Annotated in this window: 15 protein-coding genes; 9 read left to right on the top strand and 6 right to left on the bottom strand. The window is 67.8% G+C overall.

Annotated features, from left to right (window positions below):
- Positions 1 to 69 precede the first annotated feature (69 nt).
- Complete coding sequence (tgt, locus tag QRO95_RS17195; RefSeq protein WP_006434331.1) at positions 70 to 1,200, bottom strand: tRNA guanosine(34) transglycosylase Tgt; 1,131 nt, start codon at positions 1,198 to 1,200, stop codon at positions 70 to 72.
- A 186-nt stretch (positions 1,201 to 1,386) separates the two neighbouring features.
- Here tgt and QRO95_RS17190 point away from each other — a divergent pair, with 186 nt between their 5' ends.
- A complete protein-coding gene (locus tag QRO95_RS17190) occupies positions 1,387 to 1,797 on the top strand; it encodes a hypothetical protein (protein ID WP_285303077.1) in 411 nt (136 codons plus the stop codon).
- Between the two features lie 35 nt (positions 1,798 to 1,832).
- Here QRO95_RS17190 and QRO95_RS17185 read toward each other — a convergent pair whose 3' ends face one another.
- Entirely contained in the window at positions 1,833 to 2,726 is an 894-nt protein-coding gene (locus tag QRO95_RS17185) for a LysR family transcriptional regulator (protein ID WP_121503050.1), read from the bottom strand.
- A gap of 83 nt (positions 2,727 to 2,809) precedes the next feature.
- Between QRO95_RS17185 and QRO95_RS17180 the strand changes: the two genes are divergently transcribed.
- The gene (locus QRO95_RS17180; protein ID WP_121503049.1) at positions 2,810 to 3,526 is read left to right on the top strand and encodes an SDR family oxidoreductase; all 717 of its coding nucleotides are present in this window, start codon (positions 2,810 to 2,812) and stop codon (positions 3,524 to 3,526) included.
- Positions 3,527 to 3,590: 64 nt separating this feature from the next.
- On the opposite strand, the gene queA is transcribed toward QRO95_RS17180, so the two are convergent.
- Entirely contained in the window at positions 3,591 to 4,658 is a 1,068-nt protein-coding gene (gene queA / locus QRO95_RS17175; RefSeq protein ID WP_049425160.1) for a tRNA preQ1(34) S-adenosylmethionine ribosyltransferase-isomerase QueA, read from the bottom strand.
- Between the two features lie 210 nt (positions 4,659 to 4,868).
- Here queA and QRO95_RS17170 point away from each other — a divergent pair, with 210 nt between their 5' ends.
- Positions 4,869 to 6,365, top strand: a complete 1,497-nt coding sequence (locus QRO95_RS17170; protein WP_032128302.1) for an aminotransferase class III-fold pyridoxal phosphate-dependent enzyme — start codon at positions 4,869 to 4,871, stop codon at positions 6,363 to 6,365.
- 241 nt (positions 6,366 to 6,606) lie between these two features.
- Entirely contained in the window at positions 6,607 to 7,200 is a 594-nt protein-coding gene (locus QRO95_RS17165) for a TIGR00730 family Rossman fold protein (RefSeq protein WP_189719630.1), read from the top strand.
- A 19-nt stretch (positions 7,201 to 7,219) separates the two neighbouring features.
- On the opposite strand, the gene QRO95_RS17160 is transcribed toward QRO95_RS17165, so the two are convergent.
- Positions 7,220 to 10,060 carry an EAL domain-containing protein gene (locus QRO95_RS17160; RefSeq protein ID WP_285303076.1) on the bottom strand — a complete coding sequence of 947 codons (2,841 nt, stop codon included), beginning with the start codon at positions 10,058 to 10,060 and terminating at the stop codon, positions 7,220 to 7,222.
- Positions 10,061 to 10,307: 247 nt separating this feature from the next.
- Here QRO95_RS17160 and QRO95_RS17155 point away from each other — a divergent pair, with 247 nt between their 5' ends.
- The 5 genes from QRO95_RS17155 (at position 10,308) to QRO95_RS17135 (ending at position 14,494) form a co-directional block, all read left to right on the top strand.
- Entirely contained in the window at positions 10,308 to 10,826 is a 519-nt protein-coding gene (locus tag QRO95_RS17155) for an RNA polymerase sigma factor (protein ID WP_229301232.1), read from the top strand.
- Positions 10,823 to 11,827 carry a hypothetical protein gene (locus QRO95_RS17150; protein ID WP_285303075.1) on the top strand — a complete coding sequence of 335 codons (1,005 nt, stop codon included), beginning with the start codon at positions 10,823 to 10,825 and terminating at the stop codon, positions 11,825 to 11,827. Before QRO95_RS17155 ends, QRO95_RS17150 begins: the two co-directional genes overlap by 4 nt.
- Positions 11,828 to 11,867: 40 nt before the next feature.
- The gene (locus tag QRO95_RS17145) at positions 11,868 to 12,464 is read left to right on the top strand and encodes a YigZ family protein (protein ID WP_049400110.1); all 597 of its coding nucleotides are present in this window, start codon (positions 11,868 to 11,870) and stop codon (positions 12,462 to 12,464) included.
- Positions 12,457 to 14,229: an ABC transporter transmembrane domain-containing protein gene (locus QRO95_RS17140; protein WP_049400111.1), complete on the top strand. Its 1,773-nt coding sequence runs from the start codon at positions 12,457 to 12,459 to the stop codon at positions 14,227 to 14,229. Before QRO95_RS17145 ends, QRO95_RS17140 begins: the two co-directional genes overlap by 8 nt.
- 70 nt (positions 14,230 to 14,299) lie before the next feature.
- Positions 14,300 to 14,494 (top strand): hypothetical protein, encoded by a 195-nt coding sequence (locus QRO95_RS17135; protein ID WP_005409247.1) that lies wholly within the window; start codon positions 14,300 to 14,302, stop codon positions 14,492 to 14,494.
- 265 nt (positions 14,495 to 14,759) lie between these two features.
- Here the strand turns inward: QRO95_RS17135 and QRO95_RS17130 are convergent, their stop codons facing one another.
- Both QRO95_RS17130 and pdxY read right to left on the bottom strand, forming a co-directional pair.
- The gene (locus QRO95_RS17130) at positions 14,760 to 15,884 is read right to left on the bottom strand and encodes a prephenate dehydrogenase (protein ID WP_285303074.1); all 1,125 of its coding nucleotides are present in this window, start codon (positions 15,882 to 15,884) and stop codon (positions 14,760 to 14,762) included.
- Positions 15,881 to 16,789, bottom strand: coding sequence for a pyridoxal kinase (gene pdxY / locus QRO95_RS17125; RefSeq protein WP_285303073.1), 909 nt, complete (start codon positions 16,787 to 16,789; stop codon positions 15,881 to 15,883). Before pdxY ends, QRO95_RS17130 begins: the two co-directional genes overlap by 4 nt.
- Between the last annotated feature and the right edge of the window lie 459 nt (positions 16,790 to 17,248).

Raw genomic sequence — 17,248 nt, 5'->3', positions numbered from 1 at the left:
GGGTCAGCCTTGAAGTATGCCACGGCCCCGGGCGTTCGTCCTTGGGCCGTTTGGCAGGGGGTGTTCGGGTTACAGGGGCGGTGCTACCGCCCCGCGTGCCGCGTAGAAAGACTCACGGAAGGCCAGGAAGGTTCCCGCCTCGATCGCCGCGCGGATGTCGGCCATGAGCTTTTCGTAATAGAACAGGTTGTGCAGGGTGCCCAGCATCGGCGCCAGCATCTCGTTGCAGCGGTCCAGGTGGCGCAGGTACGAACGCGTGTAACCGCCGGTGCAGGCCACGCAGCCGCAGCCGGGCTCGATCGGATCCATGTCCCGTGCGTACTGGGAATTACGGATGCGGACGGTGCCGAACGAGGTGAAATAGTGACCATTGCGGGCGTTGCGGGTCGGCATCACGCAGTCGAACATGTCCACGCCACGTGCGACACCCTCGACCAGGTCCTCCGGCCGGCCCACACCCATCAGGTAGCGCGGACGGTCGCCCGGCAGTTCCGGGTCCAGGTGGTCGAGCATGGCGTTGCGCTCGTGCTCCGGTTCGCCCACGGCCAGGCCGCCGATGGCGTAACCGTCGAAGCCGATCGCCTGCAGGGCCTCGGCCGAGCGGCTGCGCAGGTCGGTGTGCACGCCGCCCTGGACGATGCCGAACAGGGCCGCGTCGTTGCCGAGCTCGTCATGCGCGTTGCGGCTGCGCTGGGCCCAGCGCAGGCTCAGCTCCATCGAGCGGCGCGCCACATCCTCGGTAGCCGGGTACGGGGTGCACTCGTCGAAGATCATCACCACGTCCGAATCGAGCACTTTCTGGATCTTCATGCTCTCTTCCGGGCCCAGGAACACGCGGGCACCGTCGGTTGGCGAGGCGAAGGTCACGCCCTGCTCGGTGATCTTGCGGCGGTGGGCCAGCGAGAACACCTGGAAGCCGCCGGAGTCGGTCAGGATCGGGCCATCCCAGCGGCAGAAGCCGTGCAGGCCGCCGTGGTCGGCGATGATGTCCAGGCCCGGGCGCAGGTACAGGTGGAACGTGTTGCCGAGGATGATCTCGGCGCCCAGCGCACGCACCTGGTCCGGCAGGATGCCCTTGACCGAGCCATAGGTCCCCACCGGCATGAAGGCCGGCGTTTCCACCGTGCCACGCGGGAAGGTCAGGCGGCCACGGCGGGCACGGCCGTCGCGGGTCTTGAGCTGAAACTGCAATCGGGACATGGAGCGGTCATTCGGGCAAATAGTCGCCCATTGTCTCCCAAAACAGGGTCGACCGCCCATTCAGGCCTGAACGGGCCGATGTGCTCGCGACATGACTGCTGGGTTGTCGCATCTGGCCTTGGTCCCGATCTGTTACCACTCCAAAATCGACCCGACAGGCGATCTCGTCAGGAAGTGCGGCCCAGAATGAACAAAAATATCCGCGAGGCACTGGAAACGATTCTTGGGGGAAGAATCGAGCAACGAGTAGATCGAATCGCGCCGGGCATCAACCGCGTGGCCGGAGTGGAGGTCATCTATTACGAAGATGACGAAACGAGCGGTGCTACAAGTCAGTTCGATCTACTGCTGGACTCTGCTGGAGAGATTGTCGCGAGCCACGGCGGCATCGTATCCGACTGCTGCCGAATCGTTGCCCCCAACGGCCAGTGCTACCAGTGCCTGACCTTCCATGGCGACCTGGACGGTTGGCGCAAGGCTGTTGAAGCCGCAGCCAAGGCACGCGGCATTGGCTTGGCTCGCATTGAAGGCCACCGCCTGAAAATCTCAGAAGACCAGTCATTTGCGCTTGAAGAGTGTCGAATTGAAGTTGGCTGAATGCCTTCTGCCGGGATGAAGAGCGGGATCCCCACTCACCCCGAAAAACGCGCATCCGCCGCCATCGCCGCCGCCAGTGCGTCGATGATCGTCCGCACCCGCCGTGGCAGGTGTTCCCCGCGCGGCCAGACCAGCTGGATCGGCAGCACGGGCGGGCGTTCGCGCGCCAATACCGGCCGCAGCGCACCCGACTGCAGGTGCTCGGCGGCCAGCCACTGGGGCAGCAGGGCAATGCCCTGCCCGGCCAGGGCGGCCTCGCACAGCGCCGCACTGTCGCCCAGCGCGATCTGTTCGCGCGCCTGCAACGGCTGCGACAACCACGGCCAGCCACCTGCCCGCGACTGCAGCAGGCAGGTGTGGGCGTGCAGGTCGCCCGCCGCGGCCGGCAGCCCGTGGTTGTCCAGGTAGACCGGGGCTGCCACCAGCACGGTTGGCTGTCGGCCCAGCCGGCGCGCCACCCACTCGGCCCGGTCCGGCAGCGCACCGACCCGCAGTGCCAGGTCCACGCCCTCGGCAACCAGCTCGCTGGCCCGGGTCGAGAACTCGATATCGAACACCAGCCCGGCATGGCGCTGGCGCAGCGCGAACAGCGCTGGCATCAGCCACAAGCGCCCCAGCAGCGGCGGCGTGCTCAGGCGGACCCGGCCGGCCGCCGCCCCTGCCCCGGCGCCCAGCGCCTCTTCGGCCGCCGCCAAGGCGTCCAGCGCGCGCCGTGCGTAGACAAGCAACGCCTCGCCGGCCTCGGTCAGGCGCAGCTGGCGCTGGCTGCGCTCCAGCAACCGCACCCGCCGACGCTCTTCCAGCCGGCTGACCGCCTTGCTCACCGCCGAGCGTGAAATGCCCAGGCGCTGGGCTGCGGCACTGAAGCTGCCACCATCGGCCACCGCCACGAAGGCGCGCAGGCCTGACAACACCTCGTCATTGCCCATGTTCCCACCCGTCACGCCAAAGGTGACCCATTGTCACGCATGCGGCAGCTAGCGTGGTCACACCTCACAGTGGAATTCCCCTCATGTCATTGGCGAACAAGACCCTGGTCATCATCGGCGGCAGCTCGGGCATCGGCCTGCGTGCGGCACGGCAGGCGGCCGCGCAGGGTGCGCGGGTGATCATCGGCGGGCGTGACCCGCAGCGCCTGCAGCAGGCGCAGCAGCAGATCGGCCACGATGCGCGGGCGATTCCGGTCGACGCCACCTCGCGCGAGTCATTGCAGGCGCTCTTCGCGGCCACCGGCACGATCGATGCCCTGTTCACTCCCGGTGCGAGCTACCAGGTCGGGCCATTCGCCGACGACGATGCCGCGCTCGCGCGCAGCCCGTTCGATGGCAAGTTCTGGCCGCAGTACTGGGCCGTGCATGCCGCCCTGCCCCATCTGGCGGCCGAGGCATCCATCGTGCTGGTGGCCGGTGCCGCCGGTGCGCGTCCGGTCAACGGCGCGGCGGCCTATGCCGCCTGCAACAGCGCCATCGAAGGGCTGGGCCGCGCCCTGGCCACGGAACTGGCGCCGCGACGGGTCAATGTAATCTCGCCGGGCACGCTGGACGGCGAACTATGGCAGGACCGACCGGCGGCGGTGCGCGAGGCGGCGTTTGCACACTATGCCGAGGTGACCCTGCTGCGCCGGGTCGGCACCGTGGAAGATGCGGCCGATGCGGCGCTTTTTCTGCTGGGCAACCCATCAATGACCGGGTCGACCCTGTACCCGGACAGCGGGTATGTGTTGCGTTGAGGCCGGACAATGTGCGCACCCACCAGGCCCACCAGGCCCATGTGCGCACCCGCCGGATTGATCGTCAGCCCGCCTGCGGGAACAGCAGCATCGCGTCGCCGTAGCTGAAGAAGCGGTAGCGCTGCTCGATCGCGTGCTGGTAGGCCTCGAATACGCGCTCCTTGCCGGCAAACGCGGAAATCATCATCAGCAACGTGCTTTCCGGCAGGTGGAAATTGGTCACCATCGCGTCGACGCTGCGGATGCGGTAGCCGGGGGTGATGAAGATCTGCGTCTCGCCGGCGAACGGCAGCAGCTCACCATCGCGCATCGCGCTTTCCAGCGCGCGCACCACGGTGGTCCCGACGCCGATCACGCGGCCGCCGGCGGCACGCGTGCGCCGTACCTGCTGCACCAGCTCGGCACCGACATTCAGCCACTCGCGGTGCATCACGTGGTCCTTCAGGTCATCGGCACGCACCGGCTGGAAGGTGCCCGCACCCACGTGCAGGGTGACGTGGCCAAAGTCCACACCCTTGTCCTTCAATGCGGCCAGCAGCGGTTCGTCGAAATGCAGGCCGGCGGTCGGTGCCGCCACCGCGCCCACTTCACGCGCGAACACGGTCTGGTAGCGCTCGCGGTCGTCCATGCCCGGCTCGCGCTGGATATAGGGCGGCAGCGGCAGGCGGCCGGCATGCAGCAGCCACTGTTCCAGCGATTCCGGCACATGGAACTGCAGCACGTAGAACTCGCCATCGCGGCCCAGCACCTCGGCTTCGCCACCGGCATCCAGCGCGATGCGGCTGCCGGCCTTGGGCGACTTGCTGGCGCCCACCTGCGCGCGGGCCTGCTGGCCACCCAGCAGGCGCTCGATCAGAATCTCCACGCGGCCGCCACTGGCCTTCTGCCCGAACAGGCGCGCCGGGATCACCCGGGTGTCGTTGAACACCAGCAGGTCGCCCGGCTGCAGCAGCGACGGCAGGTCGCGCACCTGCAGGTCGGTGAAGGCATCGGGCGCCGGAGGCACCAGCAGCAGGCGGCTTGCGGAACGTTCGGCCAGGGGCGCCTGCGCGATCAGTTCAGCCGGCAGGTCGTAGTTGAAATCGGACTTCTTCAAGGCAGTGGGCGGCAACAGGTCGACAATGGCGCGCATTGTACGTCCAGCGTCTGCGAGCCGGCGTGCTTCGCGGCGAACGTCGCGCAAAATGCTGCTATGCAGCAGGTTTCTGCGGGGTTATCGCGCAAAAAAACAAGTGCTAGCATCGAGTCGGAAGTCCGCTGCACGAGCCTGCCCCAAGCGCGCGTGATGACGCGCGTTTTGCTTTTGAAGACCCGTGCGACCCATTGTTTCAGGAGATCTGCAATGAGCTTCATCGAACGCCTCGCCCCCCTGCGCAACCAGCCCGGCACCCGCCTCACCTCCGGCCTGGACGACGCCACCCTGACCGCCCTGTCCGCCAACCACCCGCAGCTGATCGCCGCGGTGGACGCCGCCGCCGAGGAATTCGCGCGCGTGCAGGCCGACCTGGGGCCGCTGCTGGCGCAGGACGAACAGGCGCAGATCGACGCGATGCAGGACGGTTTCGTCAATTTCTATGCCGATGACGCGGTGACCCCGTATGTGGCACTGGCCGCGCGCGGCCCGTGGGTGGTCACCCTGAAGGGCGCCGTGCTGTACGACGCCGGCGGCTACGGCATGCTCGGCTTCGGGCACACCCCGGACGCCGTGCTGGAGGCGATGGCCCGCCCGCAGGTGATGGCCAACATCATGACCCCCAGCCTGTCGCAGCAGCGCTTCATCACCGCCCTGCGTGCCGAGATCGGCCACCGCCGTGGCGGCTGCCCGTTTGCCCGTTTCATGTGCCTGAATTCCGGTTCCGAGGCGGTCGGCCTGGCCGCGCGCATCGCCGACGTCAACGCCAAGCTGCAGACCGACCCGGGCGCACGCCACGCCGGTGCTGCGATCAAGCGCGTGGTGGTCAAGGGCAGCTTCCACGGCCGTACCGACCGCCCTGCCCTCTATTCGGACTCCAGCCGCAAGAGCTACATGCAGCACCTGGCCAGCTACCGTGGCGAGGATTCGGTGATCACCGTGGCGCCGTACGACGAAGCCGGCCTGCGCAAGGTGTTCGAGGATGCCGCACGCAACCAGTGGTTCATCGAGGCGGTGTTCCTGGAACCGGTGATGGGCGAAGGCGACCCGGGCCGCTCGGTGCCGCCGTCGTTCTATGCCGTTGCCCGCGAACTGACCCGTGCCCATGGCAGCCTGCTGCTGCTCGACTCGATCCAGGCCGGCCTGCGTGCGCATGGCGTGCTCTCGGTGGTCGATTACCCGGGCTTCGAAGGCCTGGACCCGCCGGACATGGAGACCTACTCCAAGGCACTCAACGCCGCGCAGTACCCGCTGTCGGTGCTGGCGGTGACCGAGCATGCCGCGCAGCTGTACCGCAAGGGCATCTATGGCAACACGATGACCAGCAACCCGCGTGCGCTGGACGTGGCCTGCGCCACCCTGGCCCAGCTGACCCCGCAGGTGCGCGCCAACATCGCCGAGCGTGGTGCCGAGGCCGTGCGCAAGCTTGAACAGCTGAAGAACGAGCTGGGCGGACTGATCACCAAGGTGCAGGGCACCGGCCTGCTGTTCTCCTGCGAACTGGCGCCGCAGTTCAAGTGCTACGGCGCCAACTCCACCGAGGAATGGCTGCGCCAGCACGGCATCAACGTGATTCACGGTGGCGAGAACTCGCTGCGCTTCACTCCGCACTTCGGCATGGACAGCGAAGAGCTGGACCTGCTGGTGGGGATGGTCGGCCGCGCGCTGCGTGAAGGCCCGCGCCGCGAGCAGGCAGCGGCGGCGTAAGTCTCGTTCTTTGTAGAGTCGAGCTTGCTCGACTCAGCCGTAGCCGCGATCTGAACGAAGAGCAGCCGAGCATGGCTCGGCTCTACAGGAACCCACCGCGGTCTGAACGAAGAGCAGCCGAGCGCGGCGCGGCTCTACAGAAGGCCTCTCCAGGCCTCATAATCCTTGGGCACCCCGTCCCTGACCACTCTGCGGTCGGCGATGGGGCGTTTTCGTTTCCGGCCAAGAGACAGGAAGATCCATGAAATCGATCTGTGTGTACTGTGGTTCCAACGCTGGCAGCAAGCCGGCCTATACCGAACGCGCCCTGGCCCTAGGCGACCGCATCGCCCGCGACGGGATGCGCCTGGTGTACGGCGGCGGCAATGTCGGCCTGATGGGAACCGTGGCCAATGCCGTGCTCGCCGCCGGCGGCGAAGTGACCGGCGTGATCCCGCGCCAGCTGGCCGACTGGGAAGTGGCCCACCGCGGCCTGACCGAGCTGGAGATCGTCGGTTCGATGCATGAACGCAAGTCGCGCATGTTCGACCTCGCCGATGGCTTCGTCACGCTGCCCGGCGGCTTCGGAACCATGGAAGAGATCTTCGAGATGCTGACCTGGCGCCAGCTTGGCATCGGCAACAAGCCGTGCGCCTTCCTCGACGTGGAAGGTTTCTACGCCCCGCTGATCGGCATGATCGACCGCATGGTGGAAGAGCGCTTCCTGCACCCGGACCAGCGCCAGGACCTGTGGTACGGCTCGGACATCGAAGCGATGCTGGAGTGGATGAAGAACTACCAGCCGGCGCAGGCCTCGAAGTGGATCGACGAAAAGCGTCGCGCCGCCCTGCGCTGATGCTTCCCTGCGCGGCGGCTCAGACCGCCGCGCAGCCCCGCGGTGCGGGCCGCCCCAGCAGATAGCCCTGGCCGTAGTCGCAGCCGAGTTCGCGCAGCGTCTGCTGCTGCGCCTCGGTCTCGATGCCCTCGCCGATGGTCTCGATGCCCAGCGTGCGCGCCAGCGACAGCACGCCCTCGACCAGCGCGCGCGTGCTCTGCACTTCCGGCCCATGCAGGCCGGCGATGAAACTCTGGTCGATCTTCAGCGTACTGATCGGGAAGCGGTGCAGGTAGGACAGCGCCGAGAAGCCGGTACCGAAATCGTCCAGCTGCACCTGGATGCCGCGCTCGCGCAGGCCCTGCAGGATGCGCAGGGTGTGCGGACCATCATCCAGCAGCGCCACCTCGGTGATTTCCAGGCGCAGTCGCTGCGGATCCGCACCATACTCGTCCAGCAGGCCGAACAAGCGGTCGCTGAACTCCGCGGAGCGGAAATGGCGCGGTGACACGTTCACCGATACATAGCTGTGCCCGCCTTCGACCAGGCCGGCGATGACCTGCTCGTAGATCAGCCAGTCGACCTGTTCGATCAGGCCGCTCTCCTCGCCCAGCTCCAGGAACGCGCCAGGCAACAGCAGCCCACGGCGCTCGTGCTGCCAACGCAGCAGCGCCTCGTGACCCACCACCTCGCCATCGGACAGGCGCACGATCGGCTGGTAGAACGGCACGAAGTCGCGGTTGTTGATCGCACGACGCAGGTCGGCTTCCAGATCGAGGCTGCGCATGGCCTGCTCGCGCATGTCTTCGTCGAAGATCGCACAGCGGTCATGGCCCTGCGCCTTGGCCCGGTACATTGCCGCGTCGGCATCACGCAGCAGCTCTTCGCCGGTGCGGTAGCGTGGGTTCCACAGCGCGATGCCCAGGCTGCCGGACGGGAACAGTTCGCGCCCGGCGATCCACATCGACTCCTGCAGCGCCAGCAGCAGGCGCTGGCCAAAGTCCAAGGCCTGGGCCAGGCCCTGCGGGCATTGCAGCAGCACCGCGAATTCGTCGCCGCCCAGCCGGGCCACCACGTCCTCGGTGCCGGCCATCGACACGATGCGCTTGGCCACTTCCACCAGCATGCGGTCGCCGGCGGCATGGCCGATGCTGTCGTTGACCAGCTTGAAGCGGTCCAGGTCGAGGAACAGCACGGCGAACACCGGGCCGCCCTCACGCTTGGCCAGTGCCAGCGCATCCTGCAGGCGGTCCAGCAGATGCAGGCGGTTGGGCAGGCCGGTCAGCGCATCGTGCATGGCCTGGTGAGTCAAGCGCTGTTCGGCACGCAGGCGCTCGCCGATCTGGCCGAGCAGCTTTTCGTTGACCTCGGCCAGTTCGCGCGTGCGTTCCTCCACGCGCTTCTCCAGCTCGGCATGCGCCGAGCGCAGCCGTTGCTGGTCGCGCTGACGGGCCAGGCCGGTACCGATGTTCTGTGCGACGAAGGTCAGCAGGCGCTGGTCATGCACACTGAAAATGCTGTTCTCGCTGTAGCTCTGCACCACGATCGCGCCGACCACTTCGTCGTCGCGCAGCAGCGGTACGCCCAGCCAGCAGTGCGAACGCGCACCGGATTCACGCACTTCGCCACTGGCCAGCAGCGCATCGATCTGCGCGCGTGATGCCAACAGTGGCCGCCGGTTGCGCACGACGTACTCGGTCAGGCCCCGGCTGAACGGTCGCGGCGCGCGGCTGGCGTTGTGCTCGTCCACCGAATAGACGAAGTCCAGGCCGTTGCCGGCCGGGTTGACCAGGGCGATGTAGAAATTGCGAGCGTCGAGCAGGCGCCCGACCACCCCATGCACCTGTCCGTAGAACTGCGCCAGGCTGTCGGCCGACATCGCCATCTCGGCGATGTTGTACAGGGCGGTCTGCAGCTGTTCGGCGCGTCGACGCTCGGCCACCTCGTCCTGCAGGCTGTGATTGGCGCGCTGCAGTTCCTGGGTGCGCCGCGCCACCTGCTGCTCCAGCCGCACCTGCGCCTGGCGCCGGTCCATCGCGGTCTGCACGTGCTGCGCAACGAAGCCCAGCAATGCGCGCTCGGCCTCGCCATAGCGGGCCGCCTGCTCATAGCTCTGGACCACGATGGCACCGCATACGCGGCCATCGCGCAGCATCGGCACGCCCAGCCAATCCAGGCTTTCGGGCCCGCGTTGCGGGTCGTGCTCCTGCTCCATCACCTGCGCCAGCAGTTCGCGCGAGGGACCACTGAGCGGCTTGCCATGACGCAGCAACGCCACGGTCAGGCTGCGCGGCATCTCGCTGGCGTCATGGCTCTGCGTGGGATCGGCGACGAAATCATCGACCTGATCGGCGAAGTACAGGAAACGGATCTGGTCGCGCACATCGTCGTATTCCACGATGTAGCAGTTCTCGGCATACATCAGCGTGCCCAGCACACCATGCACGTGGCGCAGCATCTCAGGCATTTCCAGGTCGGCACCGGCCAGATCTGCAATCTGGAACAAGGCCTGCTGCAACCGCTCGGCCTCTTCCAGCGCCTTGATCTGGCCGGCCTGGCGGCCGCGCTGCAGCGCCAGCTCCATCGCCTGCCGGGCAACCCCCCACCATGCCGGCGAAGGCACCGCGCCTTCCACCGACAACAGCAGGCGCGCCCCATCATGTTCCCAGCCGTGCTGGCCGTCGCCCACGCCTGGCGCCGCCGCATCACCTCCGGCAGCCGCCCTCGGCCAGGCCCCCTGGCCACGGCCAAGCTGCGGGTCATCCCAGCCGACGCGGACCACGGCCGTTTCCGGCAGAAGCGCATGCAACGCGCGCACCAGCGCCGCGCTCAGCACGGCCTCGTGTGGTGGCTCTTCCGCCGGTTCAGCATGCGTGGACAAATGACAATCTCTTGGCGCCGTCAGTGCGTCGCCTCCCCTGAGCCGCCGAGCATAGCGCGCCACCCGGGGGGCAATGGAAGCCCGTAAACCCCGAATCGTGCGCCCGTACGTTTTTCCTGCTGACCGTAGCCCCTTCCGAGCCATGACCCTCGCCCTGCCCGCCCTCGCCACCGGCTATGCGCCATCGCCTGCAGGCCTTACCCTGTACGCCGTGGAAGCCAGCGCACTGCCAACCGATGAAGCCTTGATGCTGGCCTGGGCCGGTGGCGACCTGCGTGCGTTTGAAAGCCTGTATGCGCGCCATCGCAAGCGCCTGTTCGGCTTCCTGCTGCGGCAACTGCGCGACAACGCGCTGGCCGAGGAGATCTTCCAGGACGTCTGGCAGCGGGTGATCAGCGCCCGTGCGGGGTGGCAACCGGACGCGGCGTTCAGCACCTGGCTGTTCCGCATCGCCCACAACCGCCTGAACGACCATTGGCGCGCCGCCCGCCACCGGCCGGCTGCCCCGGCCGATGCCGACCTGCGCCTGGCCGCGATCGAGGATGGACAGACCCCGGAAGGCGAGCTTTCCGAATTCGAACAACGTCGCCGCATCCAGCTGGCGATGGAACAACTGCCGCCGGAGCAGCGCGAAGTGCTGCAACTGCGGCTGGATCAGGAACTGAGCCTGGAGGAGATCGGCCAGATCACCGGCGTAGGCCGGGAAACCGTGAAATCGCGGCTGCGCTATGCGATGGACAAGCTGCGTGCGGGATTGAACGCATGAACCGAGACGAACCGCTGACGCCGGAAGAACGCGAGCTGGCCCGGCTGCTCGGCCGTCGCGCCGAACAGGCACCGCCCGCCGCACTGGACGCCGCCATCCTGGCCGCGGCCCGCGCTGCCGTGGACGCTCCGGCTGCCGATGCGGTCCCCTCTCCCGAAGCACCAGGTACGCAGCGCACACGCCCGCGTTGGCCGGCGGTGTTCGGCATCGCCGCCTCGATGGTGTTCGCCATCGGCATCGCCTGGCAGCTGCGTCCGGAACCGCCACCGATTCCGGCGGGTGAGGCCGCTGTTGCGGCGGCACCGGCTGCGGCAGAAGACGTCGCGGCTGCCGATCAGGCCGCTGAGCGCAGTGCAGCCGACAGCGCGGTGGCGACTGCGGAACCGGCCGCTGCGCCCGCAGCACCCGAGGCAGCCCCGGTTGCCGCTGCCCCGGCACCGGCCATCGCGCGCGCAAGCAAGCCTGCGCCGGCCAGGACCGCTGAAGCGCCGGCCCAGGCTGCACGATCGATGGCTGCGGATGCGGCCGCCGATACCTCCTTTGCAGCCCTGCCGCCCGCTCCGGCCGCAGCGCCGGCAGCAGCCCCCCCTGCGCCTCCGGCTCCCACCGCCTACTCGGCACCCGCGCCGCTGATGGCGCCGGTTGTCGCCAGTGGTTCGCTGAAGGCGCGCTCGGCAGGCACGCCAGAGTCCAACAGCGTGCAGGCCGAACAGGCCCCGGCATTGGACCGGGTAGAAATCACCTCGATGAAGCGCGAGGCTCCCAGCCGTTCCGCACCTGGCATCATGCGCCGCGGCAGCGATGCGGGCCTGAGCGCGGATGCCGTGCAGGCCGAGGTGGACGCTGACGCACGACTGCCGCGCCGGCAGTGGCTGCAGAAGATCCGTACACGACGCGACGAGGGCCAGCGCGATCTGGCCCGTGCCAGCCTGGAGCGCTACATGCAGCAGTACCCGGAAGCACGCCTGCCGCGCGACCTGCGCCCGCTGCTGGACGACTGAAGCGGACGGGAATACCCGGCAACCCCGTAGAATGACGGGAATGCTCGATACTCTCGCCCAGCCGGTCAGCCACACGCTGGAAGTCAAACACAGCCGTTTCATCGCCCATGCCGCGCCGATCGATGGCGCCGCAGCGGCCATGGCGTTCCTGCAGCAGGTTGCGGTGGCCGATGCCACCCACAACTGCTGGGCCTACCGGCATGGGCAGGACTATCGCTCCAGCGACGATGGCGAGCCGGCCGGCACGGCGGGACGTCCGATCCTGGCGGCGATCGACGGCCAGGGTTTCGACCGGGTGATGGTGGTAGTGACGCGCTGGTTCGGCGGTATCAAGCTCGGTGCCGGTGGCCTTGTGCGCGCCTACGGCGGCGCCGCCGCCGAGTGCCTGCGCACCGCCCCGCGCCTGCCGCTGGTGGCGATGGCCCGGCTGCAGCTGCTGGCCGGCTTCGAGGACCTGGGTACCCTGCATGCCACCCTGCCCGCCTTCGGTGCCGAAAAGCGCGATGAACAGTTCGATGCCAATGGCGTGTGCCTGCGGATCGAATTGCCTGCCGATCAGGTCGACGCATTGAAAATCCGCCTGCGCGACGCCACCCGTGACCGTATCCGCATAGAAGACGACGACCAGGATGACTGACAAGGACGACGCCCCCGCTTCGACCCCGCCGCTGCGGCGCCTCGGCAGCCTGCGCACGCTGTGGCCGTTCGTGCGCCGCCACAGCGGCCTGTTCACCGCCTGGCTGCTGGCCCTGGCGGTGTCTTCTGCAGCCACGCTGAGCCTGCCTCCGGCGGTGAAGCAGATGATCGATCACGGTTTCAGCAGCGGCGGCCAGATCAACCGTGCCTTCGCCCTGCTGATGCTGGTGGCGGTCGTCATGGCGTTGGGCACGGCGGCGCGCTTCTACTTCGTATCGTTGCTGGGTGAAAAGGTCGTGGCCGACCTGCGCAGCCAGCTGTATGCCCACCTGATCCAGCTGGGCGCCGGCTTCCACGACCGCAGCCGCAGCGGAGAGCTGGTCTCGCGCCTGACCGCGGACACCGAACTGCTGCGCAGCGTGGTCGGCTCGACCATGTCGGTGGCGCTGCGCAGCACGGTCACCGTCATCGGCAGCCTGGCGATGCTGTTCGTCACCAGCCCGCGGCTGGCCGCATGGTCGCTGCTCGGCATTCCGCTGGCGGTGCTGCCAATCATCATCGGCGCGCGCAAGCTGCGCACGGTCGCACGCAACAGCCAGGACCGCATCGCCGATGCCAACAGCCTGGCCAGTGAAACCCTGGGTGCGGTACGCACGGTGCAGGCACATGCACGCGAGCCGTACGAGCGCGGGCGCTTCGACAAGGCACTCGGTGATGCCATCGGCGCCGCCCGTCGCCGCATCGGCGCACAGTCGCTGGTCACCGCCAGCGCCATCCTGCTGGTGTTCGGCGCCATCGTCGGTGTGTTGTGGCTGGGCGCGCACGACGTCATCGACGGCCGCCTCAGCGCCGGTACGCTGGGCCAGTTCGTGCTGTATGCATTGATCGGTGGCGGCTCGGTGGGCGCGCTGGCCGAAGTGTGGAACGAACTGCAGCGCGCGGCCGGCGGCATGGGCCGCATCGGCGAACTGCTGCAGGAAGACATCGAGATCCGCGCGCCGGCACAGCCGCACGCGCTGCCGCAGCCGCTGCGTGGCGAGATCCGGTTCGACGACGTGGTGTTCCACTACCCGCAGCGACCGGACCAGGCCGCACTGGACCACTTCAACCTGCACGTGCACCCCGGCGAGACCGTGGCGCTGGTGGGTCCGTCGGGGGCGGGCAAGAGCACGGTGCTTTCGATGCTGCTGCGCTTCCATGATCCAGCCAGCGGCCGCATCGACGTGGACGGCATCGACGTGCGCCAGGCCGACCCGGCCGAGCTGCGTGCGCAGCTGGCGCTGGTGCCGCAGCAGCCGACGCTGTTCGCTGCCAGTGCGCGCGACAACATCCGCTATGGCCGCCTGCAGGCCAGCGACGCCGAAGTCGAGGCTGCCGCGCGTGCCGCCGAGGCCGATGGCTTCCTGCGCGCGTTGCCGCAGGGCTATGACAGTGAGCTGGGCGAGCGCGGTGCCCGCCTGTCCGGTGGCCAGCAGCAGCGTGTGGCGATTGCCCGTGCGCTGCTGAAGGATGCGCCGATCCTGCTGCTGGACGAAGCGACCAGCGCGCTGGACGCGCAGAGCGAGCACAGCGTGCAGCAAGCGCTGGAGCGGCTGATGGCGGGCCGCACCACACTGGTCATTGCCCACCGCCTGGCCACCGTGCTCAAGGCCGACCGCATCGTGGTGATGGACCAGGGTCGCATCGTCGCCGAGGGCACGCACGCACAGCTGCTGGCCGAAGGTGGACTGTACGCTGAACTTGCGCGCCTGCAGTTCATCGATTGATGACGTCCGGCTAACATCGGCGCGGCCAAGCTGGTCGCGCAACAGCCGCATCCGCTGAAGGAGGTGCACGATGTCGTTCCGTCAGTTCCCCGCTGTCGACAGCAACGGCGAAAGCCACATCATCATCGAGTTCAAGCCCGAGGCGAATGGCAGCGGGCACCATTCCGAAGCCACGCCACGCTACGAACTGGATGACGGGCGGCCGCTGGTGCGCGATGGCCGCGAGTTCACCACCAGTGGCGGCGAGCTGCGGCTGACGATCTGAGGTTCGCCGGGCATGGCCCCGGCGCTACCGGATTTCGTATCGCCTCGCTCTGGCGGGTGTCGACCTTGATCGACCCGCTTTCTTGACTCTGGTAGGTGTCGACCTTGGTCGACACGCTTTTGCCAAGGGCAATCGAGCGTGGCTCGACGCTACAAAAGGCGTGATCAATTTTTCACCAAGCATCTTGACAGCCTTTGCTGCCAAGGCCTGAGCAAGGTTATCCACACGTTTGCTCAGGAACCATCCACACCGCCTGTGGATGAATTCAGCCCAGTACCCGTCCGATGCCGCTGGCGTCCACGTCGGCTGCTGCCCGGGTGATCGCCGCAGCATCGCTGCCGGCCACGAATCCGATACGGAAATGCACCTCACCGCCAGGCGTCCGCGAGGAGTGGATCGAGGCCAGGCTGATGTGGTGCTGCTCGAACACGTTCAGCAGCTCACGCAGTGAGCCTGGCCGGTCCTCCGGCAGGTGCACCGACAACGCATTGCGCTCGGTCAGGTCGGCCAGCAGATAACCCACGCGTTCAAAGGTGTAGTTGCCCTCGGCCACGGCCTGCTCACCGAAGGCACTGCGGTTGGCCGACAGCAGCTGCTCGCGGAATGCACCACGCGCACGGTCGTCGCCCTGCCCGACCTGCGCCTGCAGCGCCTGCAGCTGGCCAACCAACCGCTCCAGCATCGGTGCCACATACGGGTTGCCGAACTGGATGTCTTCGTAGATCGCCGGGTTGAGCGACAGGATGCGCGAAATGATCGCCGTATCCAGCTCGAACGATGCCGAGCGGTACGGCATCATCGCGGCCAGATCGCCCAGCTGCGGCTGGTACTGGCGCAGCACGCCGGCCTGGGCCAGGTGGGTGGCATGCACCATCGCCTGTACCAGCGCCATCATCTGATCGTGGTGCTGCGGCGTGGCCCGCACGCACTCGGCCTGCAGCGCAGTGCACAGCGTATCGACCCATGGCTGCCAGTGCTGCAGCCGCGCTTCGCAGACCACCATCACCCGGCCCTTCAGGGTCGGCGCCTTGGGTGGCGCGGTCATCGGGTGCAGGCCGACCACTTCGGCTTGAGAGGCCAGCATCGCCTGCACCGGCGCTTCCTTCACCGAGGTCACGTCCAGCCACAGCCGGTCCTGCTCACGGCCGGCCGACTGCCGCACGTACTCGGCAATCAGAGCCGGCGTATGCCGGATCGGTGCCGAGAACACCAGCACGTCGGCCTGCGCCAGCAGCTGTTCCGGCGTATGCGAGTCCGGATCGGCCGGATCGTGGCCAATCACCTGCAACTGCAGGTGCTGCTGGAAGAAGCGGGTCAGCCAGCGCCCATAGGCACCGGCGCTGCCGATGATGCCGACCGTGCGCGGCGTGCGTGGATCCAGGCCGCTCATGCCACGCGTTCAGCGCGGAAGCGCGTGCCTTCGGCCAGTGCGGCAGGCGCCGCCGCGATCACGTCGAACTCTTCGAAGCCATTGTCCAGAGTCGCCTCCAGCGCCGCATGGGTACCGGCAATCGCACGCGAAATCGCCTGCTGCATCGATTCACCTCGCAACAGGAACGACACCACCAGCGACATCAGCACGTCACCGGTGCCGGCCACGTCCACCGGCAGCAGCGGCGAAGTCCAGCGCCAGGTTTCCTCGCGACCGACCGCCAGGGTCACCAGCTCACCCGGGTTACCGCCCACACTGTGCGCGATCACCCAGTGCGGGCCACGGTCCAGCAGCGTGCGCGCGGCGGCGATGGCATCGGCCTCGGCCAGCGCCGGCATACCGGTCAGACGATTCAGTTCGAAGGCGTTCGGGGTCACCAGCCAGGCATGCGGCAGCAATCGCTCGGCGAAGATCGTCTCCAGGCCCGGCTCCACGTAGGGGCCGGTGTGGGTGTCACCAATCACCGGATCCAGGCAGTAACGCAGCTGCGGACAGACCGGCAGGATGTTGTCCAGCCAGTCGGCGAAGGCGGCACCGTTGGCGGTGCTGCCGAAGTAGCCGGAAACCAGCATTTTCGCCCGCTGCGGCAGGCCACGCTCGTGGGTGCCCAGCAGCAGGTCGGCGAACCAGTCGGCGGGCAGCACCCGACCGCGCGTGGTGTCGTAGAACGGCGCATTGCTCAGCAACACGGTCGGAATTTCCGCGACGCGCACACCGAGCGCACGCATCGGCGGTACGGCGGCGCTGTTGCCGGCGTGGCCGTAGACAAGTTGCGACTGGACCGAGATGACATCGATCGGCGACGGACCATCCGGCCGCTGGCGGCGGCCGTGGACCAGGTGGTTATCAAGGGATTCGCTCATGGCCGCATTCTACGCCCAAGGGAGTTTTCGGCAGGGCTTGCAGCCCTGCACCTGCTCAATGCAACGGCAACCGCAACGGCCGAAGCCAAAGCGGCATTCCGTGGGGTGGCGGGGCGGTGTCGGAGTGCGGGGACGCCGCAAGTACGTCCTTGTAGGCTTGGCAGCGGCATCCATGCCGCTGACACCCCGCAATCCGACACCGCCCCACCTTCGACAGGTTCACGCGGCTGTTGGTAACTGCGCCTGTTGTTCCGCGCGGCTGTTGGTAGGTGTCGACCTTGGTCGACACATCTGTCAGATATCGAACGAATTCATCCGTGTCGACCAAGGTCGACACCTACCAGAGCCGGACGCCGTTCCGACAGATCGCGGAAAACTGTCGAAGGCGGGGTGGGTCCGGTTGAGGGGGCGTGAGCCGCATGGGCCCGAGGCATGCCTCGGGCGGGTTGGGCAGGACGC

It is taken from the genome of Stenotrophomonas maltophilia group sp. Smal13 (assembly GCF_030236855.1).
Lineage (GTDB): Bacteria > Pseudomonadota > Gammaproteobacteria > Xanthomonadales > Xanthomonadaceae > Stenotrophomonas > Stenotrophomonas maltophilia_A.
This window is presented reverse-complemented; position numbering and strand designations above follow the sequence as displayed.